We start from the raw sequence: 25,641 nt of genomic DNA, 5'->3' as shown, positions 1-25,641 counted from the left end.
CTCCGTGGGCCGGGGCGGTGCGGCACAGTGGGCGGGTGCCTCGCCGACTTCTCCCGCTGCTGGCGGCGGCGCTGATGGGCCTCACCGGCTGCACCACCGTCAGCTCCGCCCCCGACGCCGCCCGCTCCCGGCAGTCCCTCGCACCCGACACGGCCGTGCGCCCCTCGGTCCTCCAGGGGCCGCTGAGGGAGCCGCCCGGGAAGGCGGCGCTGGTCCGCACCGGCCACGCCCACCAGAACGGGCCCGGCCCGGCTGCCGCGCCGAGACGGAACCCCGGGCCCGGCCGCGTCGCGGTGCCCGCTCCGCCGCCCCGGACCGCCGGACCCGCCGCCCCGCCGGTGCACCACCCCCGCCCGCACCGCAGGGCCGCCGTGCGACGCCCGGCCCCGCGCCCCCGCCCGGCTCCCCGGCAGCCCCCCATGGACCGGATGCGCGAGCTGTGCCGTCAGGCGGACGGCGTGGCCGCGCCCGGAATCGTGAAGATGTGCCACGACACCTTCGACTGAGGGGCGCGGCCCGGACCGGTGCGGCGGGTTCGCCGCCCCTGCGCGCCCCTGCCGCCCCCACTGCTTCCCGCGCAGCACCGGCTCCCGGCATAGGCTGGCGCCATGTTCGGTCCCGAAGGCCCCACGCTCCGCGAACTCGCCGTGCAGGCGCTGTCGTCCGTCGAGCACGGGTACGACCTGCTCGCGCCGAAGTTCGACCACACCCCCTTCCGGACACCCGACGGCGTGCTCGACTCCGTGGCCCGGGCGCTGGCGCCGCTCGGCCCCTTCGAGGACGGGCTCGACCTGTGCTGCGGCACCGGCGCCGGGACCCGGGTGCTGACCGGACTGTGCCGCCGCCAGGTCACCGGGATCGACTTCAGCGCCGGCATGCTCGACGTCGCCCGGCGCCGGGTGCGGCCCGCGGACGGGCCCGGGGTCGCCTGGGTGCGCGGCGACGCCCGGGCACTGCCGTTCACGGCCGCCTTCGATCTCGTCGTCTCCTTCGGGGCGTTCGGCCACTTCCTGCCGCGGGAACTGCCCGGGCTGTTCACCCGGGTCCACTCGGTGCTGCGGCCGGGTGGCCGGTTCGCCTTCCCGGTGTTCGCGCCGCCCCGCCCGACCGGCCGCGGCTTCTGGCTGCTGCTGGGCTTCGACACGGTGATGCGGGTGCGCAACGCGCTGTGGCGTCCGCCGTTCGTCATGTACTACCGGGCCTTCCGGTTCGGCACCGTGCTGGGCGAGCTGGAGCGCGCCGGCCTGACGGTCGAGCTGGGCGTCCTGCCCGGGTATGGGCGGCGAGCCGACGGCAGTCCGCGCGCCCGGCTGGTGGTGGCCCGCCGGCCCGATGCCCCGCCCGCGGAGGGTCAGCCGGCCGCGGGGAGCGTGAACTCGTAGACCAGGGCGTCCTGTTCGGCGTTCACCACCAGATCGGTGATCTCCAGCGGGCGGGCGTACTGGTCGTGGACGCGCCGGGTCACCCGTACCGAGGAGGCGTCGCCGACCTGGGTGATGGAGTCCCGGTGGTGCAGGGCCAGCCCGGCCTTGCGCATCCAGTCGTAGGCCCGTCGCAGCTGCGCGGGCGTCGCCCCGTCGGCCCGGTCCCGGTACCGGGCCAGCTCCGTCACCTCGGCCAGCACCACCGCCGAGAACGAGGTCACCGCCGTGCGCAGCGAGCGGCCGTCCGGTGTCACCGACAGATAGCGGTGGACCAGGGTCGGCCGGTGCGGGGCCAGGCCCAGCGCCCGGGCGTGCTCCGGCGGCGGCGCCTCCCAGGTCACCGTGGCCCGGTCGACCGCACACGGGTCCGCCGACCGGGCGCCCACGGGGAAGGTGAGCGACTCCGGGGCCTCGACCGGCCGGCCGGGCAGCGTGGCGTGGCTGCCCCGCCGGTCGGTGGCGACCAGGCCGCTGCGCCGCAGCACCTCCAGCGCCTGGCGGACGGTCTCCCGGCTGACCCCGTAGCGTGCGGCCAGGTGCCGCTCGCCGGGCAGCCGTTCACCCGGCGGAACGGTGCCGTCGCGCAGGTCGTCGAGCAGCAGCGCGGCGATCCGCCCGTACAGGGGCCGGACGTCGCTGGGCGGGAGATCGTTCGGGGTGGTGCGGGCCATGCCGCGCCCTCCTTGTCGGTGACAAGACGTAGTCGTTCGGGCTCGTTGCGCGACCACACTTAGCATTGGTCTAAACCACGAGGGAAGAGTGGTCTGCCGGTTCGACCGAAATCCGCCCGCACGCGCGGCGGCCACCGGCCCCCGGGACATCCGCTCCGAGAGCGGGGAGGAGGGCGCCGACCAGTGCGGTCGTCCGTGGACGACCGGTGATGCGGATGACCGAAAGCCCGCGGACACACGGAACGCATGGCGCTCCGGCGCGGAGTGGTCCGCCGAGTGGGGGCGGCGCGGTCCTGTCGGGCGGTGGGCGTCTCAGGCGTACGACCGCAGCCAGCGCACCTTCACCGCCTCCTGGAACGGGCCGCCGCCCTCGTGGTCGTTGAAGTCGTACACCTCGATCGTCTTGTCCTCGTGCGCCCACGCGTTGAACGCCGCGAACACGGTCGACGGCGGGCAGGTCTGGTCCTCCAGGGCCGCGGAGAACAGGGCCGGTGCCCGGCCGCGGGCCGCGAAGTGCACCCCGTCGAAGTAGGAGAGCGTGCGCAGCACGTCGGCCGAGCGGCCGCGGTGCGTCTTGAGGAACAGGCCGATCTCGCGGTACGGGTGGCGGTCCGTCAGAGAAGTGGCACGCGGGAAGTCGCAGAGGAACGGTACGTCGGGGGCGACCGCCACCACGTCCGGGACCAGCGCGCCGACGGCCAGGGAGATGCCGCCGCCCTGGCTGCCGCCGATGAGCGCGGTCCGCGCCGGGTCGGCCAGCGGATGGGAGCGGGCCGCCTCGACCGCGCGGACGGCGTCCGTGAACACCCGGCGGTAGTAGTAGTTCTCCGGCGCGTCGATGCCGCGCGTCATGTACCCGGGGTACGCGGGCGCGGCGCCCACCGGGTCCGGCGTCCCGCCCCCGCCGCCCCAGCCGCTGCCCTGTCCGCGGGTGTCCATGGTGAAGTGCGCCCGGCCCGTCGACGCCCACAGCAGGTCCTCGTGCGGCAGGCCGCGCCCGCCGCCGTACCCGAGGAACTCCACGACCAGCGGCAGCGGTTCGGTGGCTCCGGCCGGCAGGCGCAGCCAGCCCTTGACGGGGTGGCCGCCGAAGCCGGCGAACGTCACGTCGTACACCTCGACCGTGGACAGTCCGGTCTCCACCGGCTCGAACCGCGCGTCCAGGTCGTGTGCGCGGGCCTCCCGCAGCGTCTTGTCCCAGAAGGCGTCGAAGTCCTCCGGTGCCGGGGACTCGCCGCGGTACGCGCGGAGTTCGTCGAGAGGCAGATCGAACAGAGCCATCAACAACCGCCTTGGGGAAAGGAGTTCACGTCGTCTCACCGTACGTGGGTGGTCGGATGACTCGCCAGGGTCCGGCGGGGGCGCGGCTCGACTCGATCGCTCCGCGGCAGGAGGCCGCGGTGCTGGTCCGGTGCTGAGTAAGCGCTTGCTCCGGGTGGTCGGTGAGGTGGTCCGTCACCGGCTCAGTGGTCGGGCCATCCCGTCCGTCACGTGCGCGGCCGGGTCCAGCGCGGGCCTGTCCGGGACCACTCCCGTTCCCACTCGGCCAGCCGGTGGCGCAGGGCGATCCGGCGCTGGACCGCGTGGGCGAGGACCACCACGGTCGCCGTGCCGCCCGCCGCGCACAGCCCGATGGTGACCGCGTGCTGCCGGACGGCGGCGTCGTCCGGCGGCGGGGCGACGTTGCGGCCCCGCGAGTCGAACCACACCGGGACCGGCTCCCCGGCCCGCGTCCCCGCCGGCACCCGGGCCCACGCGGTCCGGACGCCCTTGCCCGGCTCGGTCCAGCGGACCTGGGCGCGGTAGGGGGTGCGGCGGTCGCTTGGCACCTCGGACACCCGCTCGGGTACGTCGCCGATCACCACGGCCCGCACCTGGTGGCGTTCGGCCCGCTGGGCCGCGGCCAGCGCCCGGGCCTGGTCGTGCGCGTGCAGGCCCGCGGCCACACCGATCAGGGGCGCGACCACGAACAGCAGGACGGCGACCACCAGCACCGTCCATGCCTCCACGACGTCCGACCGGCGCCGCAGCGGGTTGCGCCGCCAGCGCCAGCCACGCACCCGGGTACGCATGTCCACCTCCTCGCCACCGCCGGAGCCGGAGAGCCGACGAGCCGAGTCTCCGGTCCACCGCCCCGCGCACGAGCGTCCACATCCGTCTCGTACCCCGTTCGGCGCACCTCGCGCATGCCGTGAACCGCGAGTTCCGGCCCATATGGCGCACGGCGCGTACCACGCGCCCCACGATCGCGCGCCATCCCGCCCCGCGCGACCCGGACGCCGGGTCCATCCAACCGGCCTCACCCGAGCCCCGCCGTTTCACAGGCCCGGCCTCAGCCGAACCCCACGAGCCTCAGCCGAACCGCTCGATCCGGATCCGCTCCACCGGCTGGCCGGCCGCGACCAGCAGCCGGGACGCGTGCTCGGCGAACGCGTTGGACCCGCACACATAGGCCTCCCACCCATGGGCGGGCTGCTCGGCCAGGACCGGCGCCACATGTGCGGCCGTCATACGTCCCACCGGAACCCCGGGCGGAGCACTGCGCGTGAACACGGGCGTCGTCTCCGCGCCCAGCTCGGCCGCGTAGATCAGTTCCTCGGGGCTGCGCGCCGACACCAGCATCCGCAGCGGGACGGCCAGGCCGTGCGCCCGGTGGTGCCGCACCATCGACATCAGCGGTACGACACCGGAGCCGGCCCCGAGCAGCAGCGCGGGCCGGTCGCCCGGCCAGGCGAAGAAGCCGCTGAGCGGACCGCGCACCTCGATCGTGTCACCGGGCCGGGCCACGGTGTGGAACCAGCCGGAGACCTCGCCGTCCGGCACCCGGTCCAGGGTCAGCTCGATGTGGCCGGAGTCGTCCGGCGCGGACGCGATCGAGTAGTGGCGCTGGGCCGCGTAACCGTCGGCAGCGGTCAGCCGCAGCATCAGGTGCTGGCCCGGCAGATGTCCCGCCCAGCCCGGCACCGCCAGGCGGAACGTCGCCGCGCGCGGCGTCTCGTGCCGGATCTCGGTCAGGGTGGCGGTCTGCCACACCGCCGCCGCCTGCTCGCTCACGGCGATCCGGCCCGGCACCGCGAACCGCGTCACGGGAGTCGTCGTCTCAGTCACCGGAGTACCGCTGCTCCTCCCAGGGGTTGCCGCGCGCGTGGTAGCCGTTGCGCTCCCAGAAGCCCGGCTCGTCGTGGTCCAGGAGCGTGATGCCCGCGATCCACTTGGCGCTCTTCCAGAAGTAGAGGTGGGGCACCAGCAGCCGCGCCGGGCCGCCGTGCTCCGGCGGCAGCGGTGCGCCGTCGTACTCCCAGACGATCCAGGCCCGCCCGCCGGTGAGGTCGGCGAGCGGCAGGTTGGCGGTGTAGCCGGTGTGGGAGCGGGCGAGCGCATGGGTGGCGGACCCATGGGGCCGCACCACGTCGAAGAACGCGTCCAGCGACACACCGCCGAACCGCACGCCGAACTTCGACCAGCCGGTCACGCAGTGGATGTCGCCCGAGTACGCCGACGCCGGCAGCGCGTGCGCGGTGTCCCAGTCCCAGGTGTGCGGGCGGTCGACCAGGCCGTCGATGCGGAAGGACCAGTCGGCGGGCGCGAGGTCCGGGGTGACCTCGGCGGACAGGACGGGCCAGTCGTCGCGCGCGTCGTACTGCCCGGGCGGCAGTCCCGGGTTGTGGACGCGCGGACGGCCCGTGAAGCCTCGCGTGACGTTCATGGTTCAACCGTACGCTGTCGCTCCGGGTGCTCCGGCCCTGGCCGACGCCCCTCTTGTTGCCGCCGTATGAACGCGTTGCGGCCGTGTGAACTCTGCGCGGGGCCGGGAATACGGGCCCCGCTCCGCTCCTTGCCGATCGGTGCCGGCGGCTGCGGTGCGCCGGTGACGGCACGAGGGAAGCGAGGGAACGAGGATGCCCCAGGCGTACGCCTTGACAGTCCTCACGTCGGTGGCCGAGGCGACCGACGTGACCGGTGTGGCCGAGGTGACCGGTTGAGCGCCCCGCCCGGCCGGCACGTCCTCGACAACCCGGCCCTCGCCGCCCTGACCGGTCCGCACGCCCGCTTCGCCGAGCGGCGCGGGCGGGTGCTGCGCTACCCGGTCGACGTCTCGCCGTGGCTGGCGCTGCCCGACGAACCGGAGGAGCGGGACTGGGCGGACCTCGCCGCGCTGGCCGCCCCCCACGCCGAGGTGGCGCTGCCCGGTTTCCGCGGGGAGGTCCCGCGGGACTGGGAGGTCACCGCCCGGGTCGAGGGCGTGCAGTTCGTGGACGAGGGGCTCGCAGCGGCGCCGTACGCGGAGGCGGTCCGGCTGGGCCCGGCGGACGTGCCCGAGATGCTCGACCTGGTGGCCCGTACCCAGCCGGGACCGTTCCTGCCGCGCACCGTGGAACTCGGCACGTACCTGGGCGTCCGCCGGGACGGCGCGCTGGTCGCCATGGCGGGGGAGCGGCTGCACCCGCCGGGCTGGACCGAGATCAGCGCGGTCTGCACCGACCCCGCGTACCGCGGCGAGGGCCTGGCCGCCCGGCTGGTCCTCGCCGTCGCGCACGGCATCCGCGAGCGCGGGGAGACGCCGTTCCTGCACACCGGCGCCGGGAACACCACCGCGATCCGCCTGTACGAGTCCCTCGGCTTCCGGCTGCGCCGCCGTACGGCGTTCCTCGCGGCCCGGGCACCGCGACGGCCGGCGGACGCCCGCGCGGCGGTACCGGTGCCGTGACCCCGTGACCCGGCAGCCGTGTCCTGTCCCGGGGCGGTGCCGTGACCCGGCAGCCGTGCCCTGACCCGGTGCCGCAGCCCGCGGCCGGTCACCGCCTCAGGCCGAGTCCGGGTCGCCCTGTCCCGCGTTGTACCGCTCCAGGTACGCCGCGAAGCGGACCAGGTCCTCCTCCGGCCAGCCCGTGAGCCGCTCCCGGAACGCGGCTCGGCGGCTGCGGGTGACCTGGGCCAGGATCTCCTGGCCGGCCTCCGTCAGGTGCAGCACCTGGACCCGGTGGTCCTCCGGGTCCAGCCGGCGCTCGATCAGCCCGGCCCGCTCCAGTGCCGCCACCTGGCGGCTCACCGTGGACTTGTCCAGGGCGTAGTGCGCCGCCAGGTCCGTCGCCCGGCAGCCGCCGCGCTCCTCCAGGTGGCCGAGCAGGGTGTACGACACCAGGGACAGCTCGGGGTGCATACGGCCCGCCGAGGCACGGGCCCGGCGGGCGAAGCTGGTCATCTCGCGTTGGATCGTCTCCACGGCCGACTCCGCTGCGCTCACGGGAATACCTCCTCCGGTGTTCTAGTTGTATAGTACAACTTGAACGAGAAGTTGTATAAGCCAACCTTTGGAGGGCCGCGCGCGATGAGGTCACCGGCACTGCGCCATGTGCTCACGCACCTGATCACCCCGCTGCTGATGTGCATCGGCATGGGGCTCGCGTACATGGGGGCGTTCGTCACCCCGGAGTCGAATCACCTGCCGGTCGCCGTCGTCGGCACCGCCCCGAAGGCCAAGGTCTTCGCCCAGACGGTCAAGGACGGCGCGGGGGACAGGCTCGACGTCCGGACGGTCGCCACCCGCGCGGACGCCGTCGACCTGCTCCGGTCCCGCGAGGTGACCGGCGCCTACGTGCCGAGCGCCAGGGCTCCCGAGCTGCTGGTGGCCGGCGCCGCCTCCGACATGGGCGCCATGGCCGTGGAGAAGGTCTTCACTCCGGTCGCCGCCCGGGCCGGCGTCCCGCTGAAGGTCACCGACGTCGCCAGGCCCGTGGCCGACGACCCCACCGGCCAGGGCCTGTTCTTCCTGCTGATCGCGGTCAGCATCGGTTCCTACGCCTCGGTCGCCGCTCTCGGCGCCGCGGGTGCCGCCCTGGCCATGCGCGTCCGTGCCCTGCTCGCGCTCGGTGTCTCCACCGTGGTCAGCGGCATCGGCGCGCTGCTCGCCGGGCCGGTGTTCCACCTCGCGCACCACGACCTCGCGGGCGTCTGGGGCATGGCCTGGCTGTACTCGGCGGGCATCCTCCTGATCGGCGTCGGCCTGCACACCTTCCTGAAGCGGTGGACCACGCTGACCATGATGGTGCTGTTCGTGATGCTGAACTTCACCAGCTCGGGCGGTTTGTTCCGGCCCGAACTGCAGAACGGGTTCTTCGGGACCCTGCACGCCTTCTGGAACGGCGCCGGTTTCGTCGAGGGCGTCCGCAGCCTGCTCTACTTCGGCGACGACGGCCTCGCCCGCACCGTGTGGACCCTGGTCGCCTGGCTGCTGGCCGGCGTCGCGGTGACCGTCGTCGCGGGCCTGTACGAACGCGCCCGGCAGGTCCGGCAGGACAGCGAGGCGGGGGCCGCGCGGGAGCCCGCCCGAAAGGCCGGGGAAGCGGCCGAGGACGAGGCCGAGGAGGCCGAGGAAGAGGTCGAGGAGACGGTCGGCGTCTGAACCCCGCGTCACCGGGGGCCCGTCGGGGACCGTGGGGTAAGGTGGCCGTCCGGTCGCGGACGTGCGCGGCCCCGGGGACGAGGAGGTGAGACCCATTACCGCTGTGTCGGCTGGGGTGCTCTCTCCTCGTGACGGCGCGGTACACCGGCAGCGGTGACCGCGGGAGCGCCCTGAAGGCTTCGCGCTCCCGAAAGGTCCCGGCTTCCATGCCCACCCCCGCACCGTTCCTTCCGCTCTCCCCTCTCCCTCGGCCCTCCCCGGCCGCCGTCGCCTCCGTGTTGCGTGCCGCCGGGTGCGTCTTCGCCGAGGACGAGGCCGAGTTGATCCTCGCCACCGCGCGCACCCCCGAGGAGGCGGCCGGCATGGTGGACCGGCGTGCCGCCGGGCTGCCGCTCGAACACGTCCTGGGCTGGGCCGAGTTCCACGGCTTGCGCGTCACCGTGGAACCAGGGGTGTTCGTGCCCCGCCGCCGTACCGAGTTCCTGGTCGACCAGGCGCTGGCCGCCGCACCGGACGCCACCGTGGTCGTGGACCTGTGCTGCGGTTCCGGCGCGCTCGGCGCGGCCCTCGCCGCCGCCCTGGACGGTGCCGAGGTGCACGCCGCCGACATCGACCCGGCCGCCGTCCGCTGTGCCCGCCGCAATCTCGCCGCCTCCGGCGGCCGGGCCCACCAGGGCGACCTGTACGACGCCCTGCCCGCCGGCCTGCGCGGCCGGGTGGCCATCCTGACGGCCAACGTGCCCTACGTCCCCACCGCCGAAGTCGCCCTGCTGCCCGCGGAGGCCCGCGACCACGAGCCGCCGGCCGCGCTGGACGGCGGGGCCGACGGACTCGACGTGCTGCGCCGGGTGGCGGCCGGGGCCTCCGCCTGGCTCGCCCCCGGCGGCTTCCTGCTGACCGAGACCAGCGCACGCCAGGCCCCGGCCGCGGTACAGGCCTTCTCCGACGCGGGTCTGACGGCCCGTCTGGCCGTGAGCGAGGACCGGTACGCGCACGTGGTGATCGGCGTCCTTCCCTAGCCGCTCCCCCCGCCGACGAACGGGCAGCTCCGCCGGGACCCGGCCGCGGTCGTCCCCCGGTGCCCGTCCCGCCGCCGGGGGACGACCAGGTCCTGGAGCGCCACCACCGTGCACCCGGTGACGCGGGCCCGCCGCGGGTGCCGTAGCGGCGGGTGAACCGGCCCTCCGCGCACCGCCTCCTCCGCCCACCGCCTCCTCCGCCCACCGCCTCCTCCGCCCACCGCCTCCTCCGCCCACCGCCTCCTCCGCCCACCGCCTCCTCCGCCCACCGCTCCTCCTGGCCGAGGGGACGGACCGTGCGAGGTGCCGCGGGCCGTACGGGCCGCTACGGCAGCTGTTGCGCCCGGGCGATGAGGAGGGCCACGTCGTCGTGGTTGTCCGGGTGGTGCAGCGTGCGCAGAAGGAGGTCGCAGGCCTCCTCCAGTGGACGGGCCGGGTCGTCCAGCAGGGACAGCAGCGTGGCCAGGCGCTCGTCCAGCGAGTGGCAGCGGGTCTCCACCAGGCCGTCGGTGTAGAACACCAGCTCGTCGCCCGGCTCGAAGTCGACCGTGACGGTGGAGAAGCCGACCCCGCCCACCCCCAGCGGCACGCCCGTGGGCAGGTCGAGCAGCTCCGCCGGGCGGCCGGGCCGTACCCGGGCCGGCGGCAGATGGCCGGCGTTGGCGATCCGGCACTGGCGCAGATGGGGGTCGTGGACCGCGTACACACAGGTGGCGATGGAGTGGTCCAGTGCCGACGTCGTCTTGTCCAGGTGCTCCAGCAGGCGGGCGGGGTCCAGGTCGAGGGCGGCGAGGGTGGTCGTCGCGGTGCGCAGCCGGCCCATCGTGGCGGCGGCACTGATCCCGCTGCCCATCACGTCACCCACGACGAGCGCGGTCTTGCCGCCCTCCAGCGGGATGACGTCGAACCAGTCCCCGCCGACCTCGATGGTGGCCCCCGCCGGCTGATAGCGGGAGGCCACCTCCAGACCGGTGGTGACCGGAGGGTGGCTGGGCAGCAGGCTGCGCTGCAGGGTGAGGGCGGTGTCGCGGGCGTTCTGGTACCAGCGCGCGTTGTCGATCTGCACGGCCGCGCGGGCGGCCAGCTCCCGCGCCAGCAGGACGTCGTCCTCGTCGAAGGGCGCCGGATTGCGGGTGCGCTTGAGGTCGAGCGCGCCCAGCACCTCGCCGCGCGCGATCAGCGGCACCGCCAGATACGAGTGCAGGCCCGCCCGGCCGAGCAGGACGGCCGCCTCGGGGGAGCGGGCGATGTGCGGCAGGTCCTCGTCCTTGACGTGCGGCACCAGCACCGCCTCGCCGGTGCGCACGCACTCCGTGACCAGGCGGTCGGGCGCGTACCGGGCGATCTGGCCGGGCGGGTCGGCGGCGCGCACGGCGTCGGTGCCGTCCGCCGGACGCACCGCGAGCGCCCGGATCACCGCGGCCTCCGAGGGGCCCAGGCTGCTCTGCCGGCCGTCGACCACCGCGTCCAGCAGGTCCACGGCCGCGACGTCGGCCAGTTCCGGCACGGCGACCTCGGCCAGCTCGCACGCGGTGCGGTCCAGTTCGAGCGTGGTCCCGATCCGGGCGGAGGCGTCCGCGATGACCGCGAGCCGGCGCCGCGCGGCCTCCGCCTCGACGGACGCCCGGTGCTGCTCGGTGATGTCGACCATCGACACCGCCACGCCCAGTACCGTTCCGGTCGCGTCCTCCAGCCGGTACAGCGAGTGCGCCCAGGTGTGGTCCTCGTCCGGGTCGGCGGCGGTACGGCCGACCAGCGTCTCGTCGATGACGGGCACCCCGGTCTCCAGCACCCGCCGGGCGGCGGCCTCCACGGGGGACGCGGCCGACGCCGGCAGCACCTCGCGCAGCGTCCGGCCCACGTGCTCGGCGGCCGGCACCCCGTTGATCCGCTCCAGCGCCGGGTTGACCGACACGAACCGCAGCCCGGTGTCGAGCACGGCGTAGCCGATCGGTGACTGCTGCACCATCCGCTCGGACAGCGCCACGTCCTGCTCCAGCCGCCGTACCGTCGACTGGTCGGCGGCGAGCCCGAGCGCGTACACGTCACCGCGGTCGTCCAGCAGCCGCATGTTGCGGAACTCCACCAGACGGGTGCTGCCGTCCTTGTGCCGGACCGGGAAGCCGCCGGCCCAGCTCTGCCCGGTGCGCATCACGTCGGCGAAGAGCTTGCCGACCAGCCGGCTGTGCCGTTCGTGCACCATCAGCCGGGCGGCGTACTGGCCCAGAGCCTCCGGCGCGGTGTAGCCGAACAGCTCCTCCGCCTGCGGGCTCCACAACACGATCCGGCCGTCGGTGTCCAGCACCACGGACGCCACGCCCAGGACGTCGAGCAGCCCGCCCGGGGGCACCGGCCCGCGGGCCGGCTCGCCGCTCTCCGTCGCCGGAGCCTCGGCTGCACTCATGCCACGCACCGCCTTCGCCCGTCCGCACGGCACGCCGTCCCCCGTGCCGACTCCCCTTGTTCTACCGCGCTCACACCCGAATCTCCGCCGCCTTCGCCCGACTACCTCCACCATCCCTCAACCCGGGGCGCGGCGTCCGCCGAAGCCTCCGCGCCGGCGCCGCACGCGCGGGGGCCCTGCCGAGACCGTACAGCGATGTCCGGCGGGCCGTGAGAGTTCACGCACAGGGTGCGCTGTTGGCCTGTACATGACCAGCGCGCCACGCCAGACTGTCCGCCGACCGAGCGCCACCCCACACCGCGTCCGAGGAGTCGGCCATGCCCGTGTCCGCCCGGCAACGCTGTCACGCAGTCCTCGCCGGACTCGTCACCCTCGCCACCGCCGCCGTCGTGTCCCTCGCCGCGCCCACGCCCGCGGGCGCGGCCGACGCCTGGACCGAGACCGGCTCCGACCGCGCCGACCCGCTGACCGAGAGCCAGGGCCTGACCTCGGTCGAGGTCCCCGCGGGAAGCCCCAACCATTACACCGGCATCGGCACCATTCCCCTCGGAGTCTCCAGCCGCGGCTGGAACCACGTCGGCGACCCCGACGCCTCGTACGACGGCCACTCCATCGAGCCCTACCAGCGGGACTCCGGCAACTCCAAGATGTTCCGCGTGCGGGCGCCGGGCGGCACCTGGTCGGAGTACGTCCACACGCTCGGAGCGGGCGAGGCGCTGAACAACTCCTGGGTCGCCGTCTCGCCCGACGGCCAGTGGATGCTGTCCGGCGAGTGGGGCACCATGACCCGCCTGCTCGTCTTCCCCACCCCGGGCGTCAACCCGTCCACCTCGCCCTCGCAGAACCTCCCGCAGGTGTCGACCGTCCGCCTCGACCACGCCGTCCGCGACGTCCAGGGCTGCGACTTCTCCGGCCCGACCACCCTGCTGTGCTCCTCCGACGACCCGGAGGGCAGCCTCTTCGGGCTCACCAAACCGCTGCTCCAGATCGACCTGTCGGCCGCGCCGAACGGCACCTCGGACGTTTCCGGCCACGTCACCGCGCTGCGCCAGCTGCCGCTGCGCAGCTCCTGCTCGGGCGGTTTCGAGGCGGAGGGCATCGACTACGACCGCCGTACCGGAACCCTGCGCGTGATCGTGATCTCGCCCGGCTTCTGCGTGCTGACGGACAGCAAGACGTACAAGTTCTCCCGCGGCTGAGGTGTGCCCGGCGGCCCGTGGTGCTTTGCTGAAGGGATGGACGCGGTGCGGCGGGGTACTCCGTTCCACTGCAGCGTGGCCATGAAAGGAGCGATCAATGGCAGACACGGAGCGGTCGCATCCGGAAACCGTCTCGGTGGAGATCAGCGGATACTCGAAGGACGACGCCCGGCTCGTCTTCGAGGCGCTCAGCGCCTGCTTCGCCTCCGACCGGGCTCCCGAGGAAGTACCGCAGCAACTCCACGAGACGCGTCCGATGGTGTGGCTGGGCACGTACGACGTCGCGGAGGCCCGGGGCGAGGGCTGTCCGCCCGTCCACCTCACGTCCCCCGTCCAGGCGGACGTGCAGGGCAGCCCCTTCGCGGTGGAGCGCTTCCGCACCACCCTGGACTCGATGTTCCAGGTGCAGGAGACCTCCACGGCCTCCGGAGACCAGGAGCGGGACCTGCACCTGCGGCTCGAGAGCCGCTGACCCCGCAAGGCGGCGCCCCGGCCGGCCCCTCGCCGGCCGGGGCGTGCCCGCGGGGCCACAGGACCTGTTTTCGGCCCCGTCTGTACATACCAGTAGGTACAGAGTGTCCGGTGTCACCGCTCCCCGGTTGTGCAACTAGTTGCATAAAGCGGGGGGCTTCCTCTACAACAAGAGGCGGACGACACCGCGCACGGAGGGCCCCATGAGCCGTTACCCGCACCTGATGACCCCGCTCGACCTGGGCTTCACCACGCTGCCCAACCGCGTGCTCATGGGCTCGATGCACGTCGGCCTGGAGGAGGCCGAACGCGGCTTCGAGCGGATGGCGGCGTTCTACGCGGCCCGCGCGCGCGGGGGAGTGGGGCTCATCGTCACCGGCGGCATCGCCCCCAACGACGAGGGCCGGCCCTACGAGGGCGGGGCCAGGCTCACCACCGAGGCGGAGGCCGAGCAGCACAAGGTGGTCACCGAGGCCGTGCACCGCGAGGGCGGCCGGATCGCCATGCAGGTCCTGCACTTCGGCCGGTACGCCTACCACCAGGACCTCGTCGCCCCCAGCCCACTCCAGGCGCCGATCAGCCCCTTCGTGCCCCGCGAACTGTCCGAGGCCGACATCGAGCGCACCATCGGGGACTACGCCCGCGCCGCCCGCCTGGCCCGGCGGGCCGGCTACGACGGCGTGGAGATCATGGGCTCCGAGGGCTACCTGATCAACGAGTTCATCGCCGCGCAGACGAACCAGCGCACCGACCGCTGGGGCGGCTCGTACGAGAACCGGATGCGCTTCCCCGTCGAGATCGTCCGACGGGTCCGCGAGGCCGTCGGCGAGGACTTCATCGTCATCTACCGGCTGTCCATGCTGGACCTGGTCCCCGGCGGCTCCTCGCTGGACGAGGTGATCGCGCTCGGCAGGGCCGTCGAGGCCGCCGGAGCCACGATCATCAACACCGGCATCGGCTGGCACGAGGCCCGCATCCCCACCATCGCCACCTCCGTGCCGCGCGGCGCCTACACCTGGGTCACCAAGAAGCTCATGGGCGAGGTCTCCGTGCCCCTGGTGACCACCAACCGCATCAACACCCCCGAACTCGCCGAGGAGCTGCTGGCCGACGGCTGCGCGGACATGGTCTCCATGGCCCGCCCGATGCTCGCCGACCCCGACTTCGTCGCCAAGGCCGCCGCCGGCACCCCGGAGGCCATCAACACCTGCATCGGCTGCAACCAGGCCTGCCTCGACCACACCTTCAGCGGCCGGATCACCTCCTGCCTGGTCAACCCGCGGGCCTGCCACGAGACCGAGCTGGTCCTCGCGCCGACCCGGCTGAAGAAGCGCGTCGCCGTCGTCGGCGCCGGTCCGGCCGGACTCGCCTGCGCCGTCTCCGCCGCCGAACGCGGCCACGCCGTCACCCTGTTCGACGCCGGGAGCCGGATCGGCGGACAGCTCAACATCGCCCGCAAGGTGCCCGGCAAGCAGGAGTTCGACGAGACCCTGCGTTACTTCCGCCACCAGCTCGACGCCCACGGCGTCGACGTACGCCTGGACACCTGGGTGGAGGCCGGCGACCTGGAGGGCTACGACGAGGTCGTCGTCGCCACCGGCGTCACCCCGCGCACCCCGGACATCCCCGGCGTCGACCACCCCCGCGTCCTCGGCTACCTCGACGTGCTGCGCGACGGCGCCCCCGTCGGCGACCGCGTCGCCATCCTCGGCGCCGGCGGCATCGGCTTCGACGTCGCCGAGTTCCTCACCGACGGCGGCGACAAGGCGAGCGAGGACCCGCGGACCTACTTCCGCCACTGGGGCGTCGACATGGACTACCGGGCGCCCGGCGGCCTCGCCGCCCCCGAGCGGCCCGCCCCGCCCCGCCAGATCCACCTGCTCCAGCGCAAGACCACCAAGGTGGGCGCCGGACTCGGCAAGACCACCGGCTGGATCCACCGCACCGAGCTGAAGCACCGGGGCGTGACGATGGTGCCGGGGGTGCGCTACGACCGGATCGACGACGCCGGCCTGCACATCACCGTCGGCGAGGAGAGCACCGTCCTGGACGTCGACACCGTGGTCCTCTGCACCGGCCAGGAGCCGCGCCGCGACCTCTACGAGGAGCTGGTCGCCGCAGGCCGCAGCGCGCACCTGATCGGCGGCGCCGACGTGGCCGCCGAACTGGACGCCAAGCGCGCCATCAAGCAGGGCACCGAGCTGGCGGCGGCCCTGTAGGCGGCACCGGGGCCGGGGACGCGGTCCCTAGGATGAGCTCATGTCCCTCCCGCACGCGATCCTCACCGCCCTGCTGGAAAAGCCCTCGTCCGGGCTGGAGCTGACCCGCCGGTTCGACAAGTCGATCGGCTACTTCTGGTCCGCGACGCACCAGCAGATCTACCGCGAGCTGGGGAAGCTGGAGGCCGAGGGCCTCATCCGCGCGCTGCCGTCCGCACAGCCGGCCCGCGGGCAGAAGAAGAGCTACGAGGTCCTGCCCGCGGGCCGCGCCGAACTGGCCCGCTGGACCGCCGCCGCGCAGGACCCCAGGATCCTGCGGGACCCGCTCCTGCTGCGACTGCGCGCGGCGGCCGTGGTCGGCACCGCGGGCCTGGAGGCCGACCTGCGCCGCCACCTCCGGCTGCACCGGCGGCAGCTGGCCGAGTACCAGGAGATCGAGGAGCGCGACTTCCCGCCGGAGCGGGACACACCCGAGGACCGGCTGCGCCACCTGGTCCTGCGGGCCGGCATCGACCTGGAGACCTTCTGGACCCGGTGGCTCACGCACGCCCTGGCGGAGCTCGCGGAACTGCCCGGTGAGGACCGGGAGCAGAGCTGACTCAGAGCCGGTACGGCCTCGAGCGGCGGCGCAGCACCCACGCGGTGGCCACGATCCCGGCGCCGACCAGAGCGCCGCCGACACCCATGGTCAGCGGGCCGTAGTCGCGGGCCGCTCCGCCGAGACCGCCCATCACGCCGCGCGACGGAGCGGGGCTGGACGTCGAGGAGGTCGTGGGCCGCGCGGGGCTCGCCGGCGCGGAGACGATCACCGACTGGCTGCCCGCGGTGGCGCCGCTGGAGCAGACCACGACCACGGTGTACGTGCCCGGGCTCACCGACGACCAGGCGGCGGACTGGCTGACCGAGGTGCCGGACAGGGCCACCTGCCGGCCCTGGGCGAAGTTCGCCTGCCGGCTGGTGAGCAGGGCCGCGGTGCCCCAGCTGCCGTTGATCTGGGTGCACGCGCTGGTGACCACCGACACCGTGGAGCCGGTGGTGCTGACCGAGATGCCCGAGACGGCGGCGGACGGCCCGGCGAGCGCGGCCGGGAGCGCGGCGGCGGCCGCCAGGGTCAGGCCGGAGCGGAGCAGAAGTCGCGAGTTGTCCATGGGCTGGCCTCCGGCGGCACGGTTGGCGGTACGTCCCATGCGCCGCCGAGGGTCGGAAACGTCCGTGCTGCCCCAACCGCAGCCAACGCGGCCCCGGACCCGCACGCACGCGGGGCGGACCCGGTCGGGTGACGGACTGCGCCGACCGGCGCACCGGCGCGCGTCGGCGGACCAGGCCCCGGGGCGCTCGGGCAGGCCGCGCCGGTCAGCCGCCCGTGGTCACCGTGCGCTCCGCCGACCAGCCGCCCCACGTGCCGTCCGGCAGCCGGGCCCGCAGCCGTACCCGGTGTTCCTCGCCGGTGGCGGTGCCCACGTAGAAGCTGTGCCGGGCCCGGCCGCGCGGGGGTGTGCCGCCCCAGACGAGCGAGGTGGCCACCGTGCCGTCCAGCCGGATCTGGTACTCGGTGATCACGCCGTCCGCGCTCGGCGGGTTCCAGGCGAGGTCGATGGAGAAGGCGCCGCCGGAGCGGTGGGTGGCGGCGGTGAAGGAGGTGGGCGCGGTGCTGCGGCCGTCGTCGCTGCCCGGGGTGGCGAGGCGGACCGGCGCGCCGGCCGGGGAGAGGTTGTCGGCGGCGTCCCGGGCCCGGACCGTGAAGACGTACCGCCTCCCGGGGCGCAGGCCGGTGACGACGGTGGCGGTCTGGTTCCCGCCGACGCTGTGGATCTTCACCCCGCCCTGGTAGACGTCGTACGACACCACGCCCCGGTCGTCCCGGGACGCGCCCCAGCCCAGCTGGGCCGCGCGGCTGCTCACGGCCCGTCCGGTGGTCGACCCCGGCCGGGACGGTGCCGACCGGTCCGCCGCCGTCGCGGCCGGCGTCCGCGCCCGCACCGCGCGGCTCGGCGGGCCCAGCCGGCCCTCGGCGCCCCGCGCCCGCACGGTGAAGGCGTACATGGTCGACGGCCTGAGCCTGGTGACGTCCACCATGTGTTGCGAAGCCGGTACTTCGGCCACTCTCGTGGTGCCGCGATAGACCTCGTAGCCACGGACCCCGGAAGATCCCGGGGCCGCGTTCCACATCACGTGCACGGTCGTGGCGCTGCCCGCCGCGGCGGTGATCCCGGCCGGGGCCCCGGGCGCCCGTCCCTCGCCACCGCCGTCGTCGGCCCGGCTCCAGCCGCAGGACGCCACCAGCAGCAGGGATCCGCAGACCAGAGCGAGCGGGGCGGGGACGCGTCGCACGGCTGTGCCTCCCGGACGGCCTCGGCAGGACGTAAAGGTCCGGACCAATATGGCCCGGCGGGTCCCGCCACAGCAAGGGGGCCGTGTTGGTGACCATCGCCGGACCTTACGTATGCTGAAGCTCCCTACGGCTGAACTACCCGAGAGGGCAGGGAAGTTCATGCCTGTGGCGCGGACACGCTGTCGTCGCCGATCCCGCGCCGACGCGGGTGGCCGGGGGGTCCGGGCGGGCACCGGCCGGACCCCCGGCCCCTGTTGTCCCCACCCGACCCGCCATGTGGATCTATCCGTCCCCTTACGGGGTGTCAGCTGCGTGCTCCATCCGGCCCCTTAGCGGCGGCCCCCGTCGCCGGGCGCCCGGGACCCGCACCACAGTGTGCTGCACGTTCGCCTTGTCCCCGACGAGAGGGTCCCTCATCGTGCGTGTCCCGTCGCTGACCCTGGCCGCGGCCGGCGCCGTCCTGATCGCCCCGGCGGCGCTGCCCGCCCCCGCCACCGCCGTTCCGCCCCGCGAGCGGTCCGTGGCCCGCGGCGACGGTGCGGTCACCGCCGCCGAGCTGCTGGCCCGGACCGGCACGTGCACCCGGCTCTCCCGGGGCCGCTACCGCACCGACGCCGACGGCCCCGCGACCGTCCGCGTGTGCGGCACCCGCGACGCCGTCTTCTGGAAGGCCGACCTGGACATCGACTGCGACGGCCGGCCCAGTGCCCGCTGCAACCGCCGCACCGACCCGGTGTTCGCCGCCGCCACCGCCTTCCAGCAGTCCGACGGCCGGTACCTCAGCGCCGAGAACCTGCCCTACATCGTGGTCCCGCCGCCGAGCCACCGCTGGAACCCCCGCGCGTACGGCGTACGTGGCGGCTCCGTGGCCGCCGTCCTCTACCGCGGCCGGGTGCAGTACGCGGTCGTCGGCGACACCGGCCCCCGGGACGTCATCGGCGAGGCGTCCTACGCCACCGCCCGCGGCCTCGGCATCCCCGCCGACCCGCAGGAGGGCGGGGTGCCCTCGGGCGTGACCTACATCGTCTTCCGGAACTCCCGGGTCAGCCCCATCGAGGACCACGCGGCGGCGGTCGCGGAGGGAACGCGGCTGGCCGGACTCTTCGTCGCCAAGCACTGACCGTCCCGGCGGCGCGCTCCCCGGCACCCCGTCGCGCTGACCGGCCCGGGGGTTGGGCGCCCTGTACCACGGCGCGGCCCGGCGGTGCGGACGACGGCGCGCTCCCCGGCACCCCGTCGCGCTGACCGGCCCGGGGGTTGGGCGCCCTGTACCACGGCGCGGCCCGGCGGTGCGGACGACGGCGCGCTCCCGGGTACCCGGGCGCACTGACCGGCCCCGCGACGCGGGCACTCCGTCGCGCTGGTCAGCCCAGGGGCGCCGGTACCCCGGCGCGCCGCACCGACCGGCCCGGAGGCGGCCGGGCCCCGGGCGACTGACCAGGCGGGGGCCCGGCACCCCGGCGCACCGCACCGGCCGGCCCAGGGATGCCGGGGGCCGGCGAACTGACCAGCCGGGCCTGGGGCGCCGGGACCCCGTCACACCTTCCGGTAGGTGTACGCCTCCGCCGCCGCGGCCTCCACCGCGTCCAGGTCCCCGCCCGCGGCGGCGGTGACCACCGCGGCCACCGCCCCCTCCACGAACGGCGCGTCCACCAGGCGCGTGCCGTCCGGGAGTTCGTCGCCCTCGGCGAGCAGCGCCTTCACCGTGAGCACCGCGCTGCCCAGGTCGGTGAGGACCGCGACCCCGGCACCCCGGTCCACCGAGGCCGCTGCCGCCGAGACCAGCTCGGCACTGGTGCCGAGCCCGCCGCCCTCGACGCCGCCCGCAGGCGCCACCGGCACCGCGCCGGCCCCGCCCGCCAGACCCTTCGCCAGCTCGGCGACCGAGGCGGCGACCTCCGCGCTGTGCGACACCAGCACGATCCCGACCCGCTTCTCCTCACTCACCGTCCGCCTCCGCCGTGTCGGCCAGCGCGGCGATCAGCAGCGCCGACGAGGTCGCCCCCGGATCCTGGTGGCCGATGCTGCGCTCGCCCAGATAACTCGCCCGGCCCTTGCGGGCCTGCAACGGGGTGGTGGCCACCGCCCCCTCCTCCGCCGCGGCCCGCGCGGCGGCGAATCCGTTCCCGAGCGCGTCCACGGCCGGCACCAGGGCGTCGATCATCGTCTTGTCGCCTGGCGCCGCCCCGCCGAGCTTCATCACCCCGTCCACGCCCGCGCGCAGCGCCTCGGCCAACTGCTCCCCGCCCACCTCGGCGGCGTCGCCGAGCGCCTTGCCGGCCCGGCGCAGCAGGGTGCCGTACAGGGGGCCGGACGCACCGCCGACGGTCGAGATCAACTGCCGCCCGGCCAGGGTCAGGACGGCGCCCGGCGTGTCCGGCGCCTCCTTGTCCAGGGCGGCCGTCACGGCCCTGAACCCGCGCTGCAGATTGCTGCCGTGGTCGGCGTCCCCGATGGCCGAGTCGAGAGCGGTGAGCCGTTCCGCCTCGCGGTCGACGGACGCGGCGACCGCCGTCATCCAACGGCGGAAGAAGTCGGCGTCGAGCACTGGATCTCCTTGCGTGGTAGGGCCGTTGACCTGGCCACCGGGCCGGTGGCCGCCTGCTCCGCCGGGTCACATACCCCAGCGCAGCGCCGGCGTCCTCACCGGCGCGTCCCACAGCCGCAGCAGCTCCTCGTCCGCCTGGCACAGCGTCACCGAGGCGCCCGCCATGTCCAGGGAGGTGACGTAGTTGCCGACGAGGGTGCGGGCCACGGCGACACCGCGTTCCCGGAGCACCCGCTGCACCTCGGCGTTGAAGCCGTACAGCTCCAGCAGCGGCGTCGCGCCCATGCCGTTGACCAGCACCAGGACCGGGCTGCGCGGCGGCATGTCCTCCAGGATCGCGTTCACCGCGAAGTCGGCGATCTCCCCGGACGTCATCATCGGCCGCCGCTCCCGGCCCGGCTCGCCGTGGATGCCGATGCCCAGCTCCAGCTCGCCGTCCGGCAGGTCGAAGGTCGGGCTGCCCTTCGCCGGGGTCGTACAGGCGCTCAGGGCCACACCGAAGCTGCGGGAGTTCTCGTTGACCTGCCGGCCGATCGCCTCCACCCGCTCCAGCGGCTGTCCCTCGGCCGCGGCGGCTCCCGCGATCTTCTCCACGAAGAGCGTCGCGCCGGTACCGCGCCGGCCCGCCGTGTACAGGCTGTCGGTCACCGCGACGTCGTCGTTCACCAGCACCTTGGCGACCTGGATGCCCTCGTCCTCGGCCAGCTCGGCCGCCATGTCGAAGTTCAGCACGTCCCCGGTGTAGTTCTTCACCACGAACAGCACACCCGCGCCGCTGTCCACGGCCGCCGCGGCGCGCGCCATCTGGTCGGGCACCGGCGAGGTGAACACCTCTCCGGGGCAGGCGGCGGAGAGCATCCCGGGACCCACGAACCCGCCGTGCAGCGGCTCGTGCCCGGAACCGCCGCCCGACACGAGCCCCACCTGCCCGGCCACGGGGGCGTCCCGACGGACGATCACCCGGTTCTCCACGTCCACGTTCAGGTCCGGATACGCGGCCGCCAGCCCGCGCAGCGCGTCCGCCACGACGGTCTCCGGCACGTTGATCAGCATCCTCATGGGTGTCTCCTCGTGGGCTGAGCACTGGGAATCGTTGACTGAGGTCCGAGGCGGGTCGTGGCGGTCGTGATTCTTCGGCGGTCGTGGCGGTCGTGGCTCATCCACCGCCGACGCCGTGCCGGCGTCGGCGGCGATGCGTCGGGTGTCGCCGGCCGCCCGGTGGAGGTGGCCCCCGACGCGTCTACTGGCAGTATCGGCCTTGCGGCGGCGAAGGTCACCTGCGCCCGCCCGGCCGAGCGCCACCCGGCGCCCCGTGCCGCCGGGGTCGCCGACGGTGCCGCGGCGGCGAAGGTCGCGCGCGTCGCACGCTTCCGTCCTGGCCGGTCGGGGAACTCGGTGTCCGGGGATCCTTCGGGCCGCCGACCGGCGGAGGAGGTGCCGTTGCCGTGGACGACTGGGAGACCTGGGAGAAGCCCGACGAGGTACGGCTGTCACTGCGCGAGCGGCTCGTGCTGGCACGGATCGAGGCCGGTCTGCGCCAGGACCGGCGGTTCGCGCGCCGCATGGGCCGTACCCGCCGCAGGGGTCGTACACGCCGTACGGGCCGCGCGCGCCGGGAGGTGTGGCTGCCGGCGGCGGTGCTGCTGCTGACGGTCGCGTCGGTGTTCGTCGCCGTCATGGGCATCCGCACCTCGGACCCGGCGCTGCTGTGGTGCTTCGCGCTGCTGTGGCCACTGACCCTGCTCCAGGCCTTCCGGCTGCTGTGCCGCGCGGTCCGCGCCCGCTCCGGCCACGGCTCCCGGGCCACGCCGTGGCTCTGACCCGCGGTCTGCCGGGCCCGGCAGGAAGCCGCGGAAACAGGAAGACAATGTGAAAAAGGGGCCGGGCACGTGCCCGGCCCCACAGCAGGGGGTGCCCCGTCAGCTCTCCTTGCCGCGCCCCGACATCATGTCGCGCAGGCGGTCGACCAGACCGGCTCCCGGTGCCAGCAGCTTGTTGGCCGGGGGAGTGTCCGGCGCCGAGGGGTGCGGACGGGTGGGGGCCATCTTCTTCGCCCGGCGCACCTTGTCGCCGAGGTCCATCAGCGCGTCCGGCGGACACGCCGCCTCCAGCTGCGGGAAGAGGTTCTGCTCCTCGTCCGTCACATGGGACCGGATCTCGCTCATCAGCTGCGTCATGAGCGTGTCGAAGCGGGGATCGTCCGCCTCGCAGTCCTCCAGGTCCTTCATGATCTGCTCGGCCTTGGCGTGGTCCTCGATCTCCTTGTCGGCCAGGGCGTCCCCGCCGGTCAGGTGCTCGCGCACCGCCGGGTACAGGTGGGCCTCCTCGGCGACCGAGTGCCGAACCAGCTCCATCGTGGCCTGGTCGCAGAGCGTCTTGCGCTCCGCGGAGCCGGGCGGCAGCGCCTCGATGCGGCCGAAGATCTCCTCGACCTCGCGGTGGTCGGTGATCAGCTCCTGGATGACGTTTCCGCCGTGACCCATGGTCGTTACCTCCTGCGTGAAACGCGGCGGCCCGTGGAAGGCCGGCCGTCGCCGCGCCGAGTGCCCCGAGCGCGGCGCGCCACACGGCCCGCCGGGCCCCGTCAGTCCATCGAGTGGCAGGCGGCGGCCGTCCGGCCCCCTCCGACAGCGCCCACTCCCACCAGTGGTCCAGGATCTCCGGAGCGTGCGCCGGCACCAGCGCAGGCCAGCCGAGGGCACGTGCCTGCGCGCCGACCTTGGCGCCGCCCGCGACCGGGTCGACGGCGATCACCGGGGTGCCGGTGCGCGGCGCCGGCACCAGGCCGTGCGGCCGGGCGGTGACGACCACGCCGAAGCGGGCGACCACGGCGAGGAACTGCTCGGCGGTGGCGCACAGCCGCCAGTCGTCGGTGGCCCGCCGCTACGCGCGCACAGTCCTTGCCGGCCGGCCAGCCGGTGATCCGGTCGCTCACCTCCGTGTGCCGCCGGCGCCCCCGTACTCGCCCTGGCCGTGCGCGAGCACCACCCCGGCCACCGGCGGCGGATCCGCCGGAGCCCCGGCGCCAGGTCCCGCCGGGCCGGGGCGCCGGTGCGGTCGCGGACGACGACCGCGTGGAAGCCGGTGGCCGCGGGGTCCGCCGGGTCGACCACCGCGACCCCGGCCGCGAGTCGTCTGCAGGATGTGAACCCGCCATGGAGGGCGGCGACTTGAGGCCCGTGCACCGTGCACCGGACCGCACACGAACAGCAGTGGGTGCCGTACGCGCCCGGGTCGGCCGCCTCCAGGGACGGTGCGCCGGGCCGGAAGCCGGGTGCCGGGCCCGGACACCCCGACCCGCACCGGCGCGAAGATAGCCGGTCTCCTTCCACGTGCTGCTCCAGCCGCGCGGAGACCATCCCCAGTGCGGCGCGCCAACTGTCCGTTCTTCCCGCTCCACGCCGTGTCGTGCGGGATGCCGGCTCTGGTCAGCGCGGCGGACATGTGAGCCTGCGCGAGCACGTCCCCGGCCGTCGCCTCCCCGCCCCGCAAGCTGAGCCAGCCGGTGGGCAGCAGCCGCCGCGGAGTTCGGCCGGACCCCCGCAGGACGGGTAGCGCGGCATCCGCGACTCGTCGTGCCAGACCCCCTCCACCGTGGTCACCGGGGCCGGTGGGGCGTAGGAGTCGCGCGAGTACCCCTGGTTCCGGAGAATAAGAATCCAACGTGTGAAACCAACTGGCACGGGAACTCAGCTGCCAGTGCCGTCAAGCCAGCGGCGGCCCCCCAGGGCGGTCCTCCGGATCAGCGGGGACCCGAGCCCTGTCCTCTCCCTCTCCCACGGGCCGACGACGTCGGGCCTGTCGGCGCCACACGCGCCGAACACCCGCATCCAGCCCCTCCGACCTGCGGAGCGAGGCGCTCGGGCCCGCGCACCAGACGCGGACGACGTGGACGAAGGACGACGAAGGAACAGCCCCATGACTGGTGACACACCGTTCTCCTGGCGGCGCGCCCTCGTGACCGGCGGCGCCGGATTCCTCGGCTCCCACCTGTGCGAGCGCCTGCTGGATTCAGGGGTCGAAGTCGACTGCGCCGACAACCTGGCCTGCGGGCGCCGCGAGAACATCGCACACCTGGAGGACCGGCCCGGCTTCCGCTACGTCCACGGCGACGTCTGCGCACCCGAGTGCGCCGGGCGCCTGCCGGGCCCGTACGACCTGGTCCTGCACTTCGCCTGCCCGGCCTCGCCCGCCGACTACCTGCGGATGCCGCTGCAGACGCTGGACGTGGGCAGCCTCGGCACCCGCAACGCCCTGGCGATCGCCGAACGCGACGGCGCCCGTCTCCTGCTCGCCTCCACCTCGGAGGTGTACGGCGACCCGCTGGTGCACCCGCAGCACGAGGGCTACTGGGGCAACGTGAACCCGGTCGGGCCGCGCAGCGTGTACGACGAGTCCAAGCGGTTCGCCGAGGCCCTGGTGACCGCGCACGCGGGCACCCACGGCACGAACGCCGGCATAGTGCGCCTGTTCAACACCTACGGCCCGCGGATGCGGGCCCACGACGGCCGCGCGGTGCCCACCTTCATCTGCCAGGCCCTCGCCGGCGAGCCGCTCACGGTGACCGGCGACGGCAGCCAGACCCGCTCCCTGTGCTACGTGGACGACACCGTCGACGGCATCCTGCAGGTGGCCGAGAGCCGGTCCGTTCGGCCGGTGAACATCGGCGGCAGCGACGAGATCACCATGGCGGACCTGGCCCGCCGGATCGTCGCCCTGACCGGTTCCCGCTCGCCGATCGCGTTCGTCGACCGGCCCGTCGACGACCCCGGCCGCCGCCGCCCCGACACCACCCTCGCGCGCGAGCTGCTCGGCTGGTCGCCCCAGGTGCCGTGGGAGGAGGGCCTGAAGCAGACGATCGCCTACTTCGCCGCCCTGCCCCCGGAACCGGCCCCGCCCGCGGCGGAACCCCCGCGGTCCTGACCCGCCCCCGCCCGCGGAGGAACCCCCT

Annotated in this window: 25 protein-coding genes; 12 read left to right on the top strand and 13 right to left on the bottom strand. The window is 74.6% G+C overall.

The annotated features are described in order from the left end of the window. The first annotated feature begins 35 nt into the window (after nt 1–35). Together ACZ7N4_RS17715 and ACZ7N4_RS17710 are read left to right on the top strand one after the other, a co-directional pair. Nucleotides 36–506 (top strand): hypothetical protein, encoded by a 471-nt coding sequence (locus tag ACZ7N4_RS17715; RefSeq protein WP_471359225.1) that lies wholly within the window; start codon nt 36–38, stop codon nt 504–506. Nucleotides 507–608: 102 nt separating this feature from the next. After that, nucleotides 609–1,382, top strand: coding sequence for a class I SAM-dependent methyltransferase (locus tag ACZ7N4_RS17710; protein WP_471359224.1), 774 nt, complete (start codon nt 609–611; stop codon nt 1,380–1,382). Here the strand turns inward: ACZ7N4_RS17710 and ACZ7N4_RS17705 are convergent. The 5 genes from ACZ7N4_RS17705 to ACZ7N4_RS17685 form a co-directional block, all read right to left on the bottom strand. Beyond that, nucleotides 1,352–2,095, bottom strand: coding sequence for a GntR family transcriptional regulator (locus ACZ7N4_RS17705; RefSeq protein ID WP_471359223.1), 744 nt, complete (start codon nt 2,093–2,095; stop codon nt 1,352–1,354). The genes ACZ7N4_RS17710 and ACZ7N4_RS17705 overlap by 31 nt on opposite strands. Nucleotides 2,096–2,407: 312 nt before the next feature. After that, nucleotides 2,408–3,376 (bottom strand): acetylxylan esterase, encoded by a 969-nt coding sequence (locus tag ACZ7N4_RS17700; RefSeq protein WP_471359222.1) that lies wholly within the window; start codon nt 3,374–3,376, stop codon nt 2,408–2,410. Between the two features lie 206 nt (nt 3,377–3,582). Continuing rightward, entirely contained in the window at nt 3,583–4,167 is a 585-nt protein-coding gene (locus ACZ7N4_RS17695; RefSeq protein WP_471359221.1) for an Rv1733c family protein, read from the bottom strand. A 280-nt stretch (nt 4,168–4,447) separates the two neighbouring features. Beyond that, nucleotides 4,448–5,203, bottom strand: a complete 756-nt coding sequence (locus ACZ7N4_RS17690; protein WP_471359220.1) for a ferredoxin reductase — start codon at nt 5,201–5,203, stop codon at nt 4,448–4,450. Beyond that, nucleotides 5,196–5,801 (bottom strand): sulfite oxidase-like oxidoreductase, encoded by a 606-nt coding sequence (locus tag ACZ7N4_RS17685; protein WP_471359219.1) that lies wholly within the window; start codon nt 5,799–5,801, stop codon nt 5,196–5,198. The genes ACZ7N4_RS17690 and ACZ7N4_RS17685 overlap by 8 nt, the downstream gene beginning before the upstream one ends. 273 nt (nt 5,802–6,074) lie before the next feature. Here ACZ7N4_RS17685 and ACZ7N4_RS17680 point away from each other — a divergent pair, with 273 nt between their 5' ends. Continuing rightward, the gene (locus ACZ7N4_RS17680; protein ID WP_471359218.1) at nt 6,075–6,803 is read left to right on the top strand and encodes a GNAT family N-acetyltransferase; all 729 of its coding nucleotides are present in this window, start codon (nt 6,075–6,077) and stop codon (nt 6,801–6,803) included. Between the two features lie 96 nt (nt 6,804–6,899). Here ACZ7N4_RS17680 and ACZ7N4_RS17675 read toward each other — a convergent pair whose 3' ends face one another. Continuing rightward, complete coding sequence (locus ACZ7N4_RS17675) at nt 6,900–7,298, bottom strand: MarR family winged helix-turn-helix transcriptional regulator (protein ID WP_471359491.1); 399 nt, start codon at nt 7,296–7,298, stop codon at nt 6,900–6,902. A gap of 126 nt (nt 7,299–7,424) precedes the next feature. Between ACZ7N4_RS17675 and ACZ7N4_RS17670 the strand changes: the two genes are divergently transcribed. After that, complete coding sequence (locus ACZ7N4_RS17670) at nt 7,425–8,498, top strand: ABC-2 transporter permease (protein WP_471359217.1); 1,074 nt, start codon at nt 7,425–7,427, stop codon at nt 8,496–8,498. A gap of 206 nt (nt 8,499–8,704) precedes the next feature. After that, nucleotides 8,705–9,517 carry a putative protein N(5)-glutamine methyltransferase gene (locus ACZ7N4_RS17665; RefSeq protein ID WP_471359216.1) on the top strand — a complete coding sequence of 271 codons (813 nt, stop codon included), beginning with the start codon at nt 8,705–8,707 and terminating at the stop codon, nt 9,515–9,517. A gap of 325 nt (nt 9,518–9,842) precedes the next feature. On the opposite strand, the gene ACZ7N4_RS17660 is transcribed toward ACZ7N4_RS17665, so the two are convergent. Continuing rightward, complete coding sequence (locus ACZ7N4_RS17660) at nt 9,843–11,921, bottom strand: SpoIIE family protein phosphatase (protein WP_471359215.1); 2,079 nt, start codon at nt 11,919–11,921, stop codon at nt 9,843–9,845. Between the two features lie 317 nt (nt 11,922–12,238). Here ACZ7N4_RS17660 and ACZ7N4_RS17655 point away from each other — a divergent pair, with 317 nt between their 5' ends. From ACZ7N4_RS17655 to ACZ7N4_RS17640, 4 genes are all read left to right on the top strand, one after another. Beyond that, nucleotides 12,239–13,120 carry a hypothetical protein gene (locus tag ACZ7N4_RS17655; RefSeq protein WP_471359214.1) on the top strand — a complete coding sequence of 294 codons (882 nt, stop codon included), beginning with the start codon at nt 12,239–12,241 and terminating at the stop codon, nt 13,118–13,120. 97 nt (nt 13,121–13,217) lie between these two features. Continuing rightward, entirely contained in the window at nt 13,218–13,592 is a 375-nt protein-coding gene (locus ACZ7N4_RS17650) for a hypothetical protein (RefSeq protein ID WP_471359213.1), read from the top strand. A gap of 202 nt (nt 13,593–13,794) precedes the next feature. Next, complete coding sequence (locus tag ACZ7N4_RS17645; protein ID WP_471359212.1) at nt 13,795–15,810, top strand: FAD-dependent oxidoreductase; 2,016 nt, start codon at nt 13,795–13,797, stop codon at nt 15,808–15,810. Between the two features lie 40 nt (nt 15,811–15,850). Further along, nucleotides 15,851–16,408: a PadR family transcriptional regulator gene (locus tag ACZ7N4_RS17640; RefSeq protein WP_471359211.1), complete on the top strand. Its 558-nt coding sequence runs from the start codon at nt 15,851–15,853 to the stop codon at nt 16,406–16,408. Between the two features lies 1 nt (nt 16,409). Here ACZ7N4_RS17640 and ACZ7N4_RS17635 read toward each other — a convergent pair whose 3' ends face one another. Next, nucleotides 16,410–16,958: a hypothetical protein gene (locus ACZ7N4_RS17635; protein WP_471359210.1), complete on the bottom strand. Its 549-nt coding sequence runs from the start codon at nt 16,956–16,958 to the stop codon at nt 16,410–16,412. Between the two features lie 205 nt (nt 16,959–17,163). Further along, complete coding sequence (locus ACZ7N4_RS17630) at nt 17,164–18,141, bottom strand: fibronectin type III domain-containing protein (protein WP_471359209.1); 978 nt, start codon at nt 18,139–18,141, stop codon at nt 17,164–17,166. A 419-nt stretch (nt 18,142–18,560) separates the two neighbouring features. Between ACZ7N4_RS17630 and ACZ7N4_RS17625 the strand changes: the two genes are divergently transcribed. Beyond that, nucleotides 18,561–19,262: a glycoside hydrolase family 75 protein gene (locus tag ACZ7N4_RS17625; RefSeq protein WP_471359208.1), complete on the top strand. Its 702-nt coding sequence runs from the start codon at nt 18,561–18,563 to the stop codon at nt 19,260–19,262. A 416-nt stretch (nt 19,263–19,678) separates the two neighbouring features. On the opposite strand, the gene ACZ7N4_RS17620 is transcribed toward ACZ7N4_RS17625, so the two are convergent. The 3 genes from ACZ7N4_RS17620 to dhaK form a co-directional block, all read right to left on the bottom strand. Next, nucleotides 19,679–20,089 carry a PTS-dependent dihydroxyacetone kinase phosphotransferase subunit DhaM gene (locus tag ACZ7N4_RS17620; protein WP_471359207.1) on the bottom strand — a complete coding sequence of 137 codons (411 nt, stop codon included), beginning with the start codon at nt 20,087–20,089 and terminating at the stop codon, nt 19,679–19,681. Beyond that, a complete protein-coding gene (gene dhaL, locus ACZ7N4_RS17615) occupies nt 20,082–20,690 on the bottom strand; it encodes a dihydroxyacetone kinase subunit DhaL (RefSeq protein WP_471359206.1) in 609 nt (202 codons plus the stop codon). Before dhaL ends, ACZ7N4_RS17620 begins: the two co-directional genes overlap by 8 nt. Nucleotides 20,691–20,756: 66 nt before the next feature. Continuing rightward, nucleotides 20,757–21,749 carry a dihydroxyacetone kinase subunit DhaK gene (gene dhaK / locus ACZ7N4_RS17610; protein ID WP_471359205.1) on the bottom strand — a complete coding sequence of 331 codons (993 nt, stop codon included), beginning with the start codon at nt 21,747–21,749 and terminating at the stop codon, nt 20,757–20,759. A gap of 386 nt (nt 21,750–22,135) precedes the next feature. On the opposite strand from dhaK, the gene ACZ7N4_RS17605 reads away from it, so the two are divergent. Then, on the top strand, nt 22,136–22,510 hold the full coding sequence (locus ACZ7N4_RS17605; RefSeq protein WP_471359204.1) for a DUF3040 domain-containing protein: 375 nt from the start codon (nt 22,136–22,138) through the stop codon (nt 22,508–22,510). Nucleotides 22,511–22,609: 99 nt separating this feature from the next. Here the strand turns inward: ACZ7N4_RS17605 and ACZ7N4_RS17600 are convergent, their stop codons facing one another. Then, the gene (locus ACZ7N4_RS17600) at nt 22,610–23,173 is read right to left on the bottom strand and encodes a hemerythrin domain-containing protein (RefSeq protein WP_471359203.1); all 564 of its coding nucleotides are present in this window, start codon (nt 23,171–23,173) and stop codon (nt 22,610–22,612) included. A 1,435-nt stretch (nt 23,174–24,608) separates the two neighbouring features. On the opposite strand from ACZ7N4_RS17600, the gene ACZ7N4_RS17595 reads away from it, so the two are divergent. Further along, on the top strand, nt 24,609–25,613 hold the full coding sequence (locus ACZ7N4_RS17595; RefSeq protein ID WP_471359202.1) for an NAD-dependent epimerase/dehydratase family protein: 1,005 nt from the start codon (nt 24,609–24,611) through the stop codon (nt 25,611–25,613). Nucleotides 25,614–25,641: the final 28 nt, after the last annotated feature.

The organism is Streptomyces sp. NPDC107654 (genome assembly GCF_055639035.1).
This window is presented reverse-complemented; position numbering and strand designations above follow the sequence as displayed.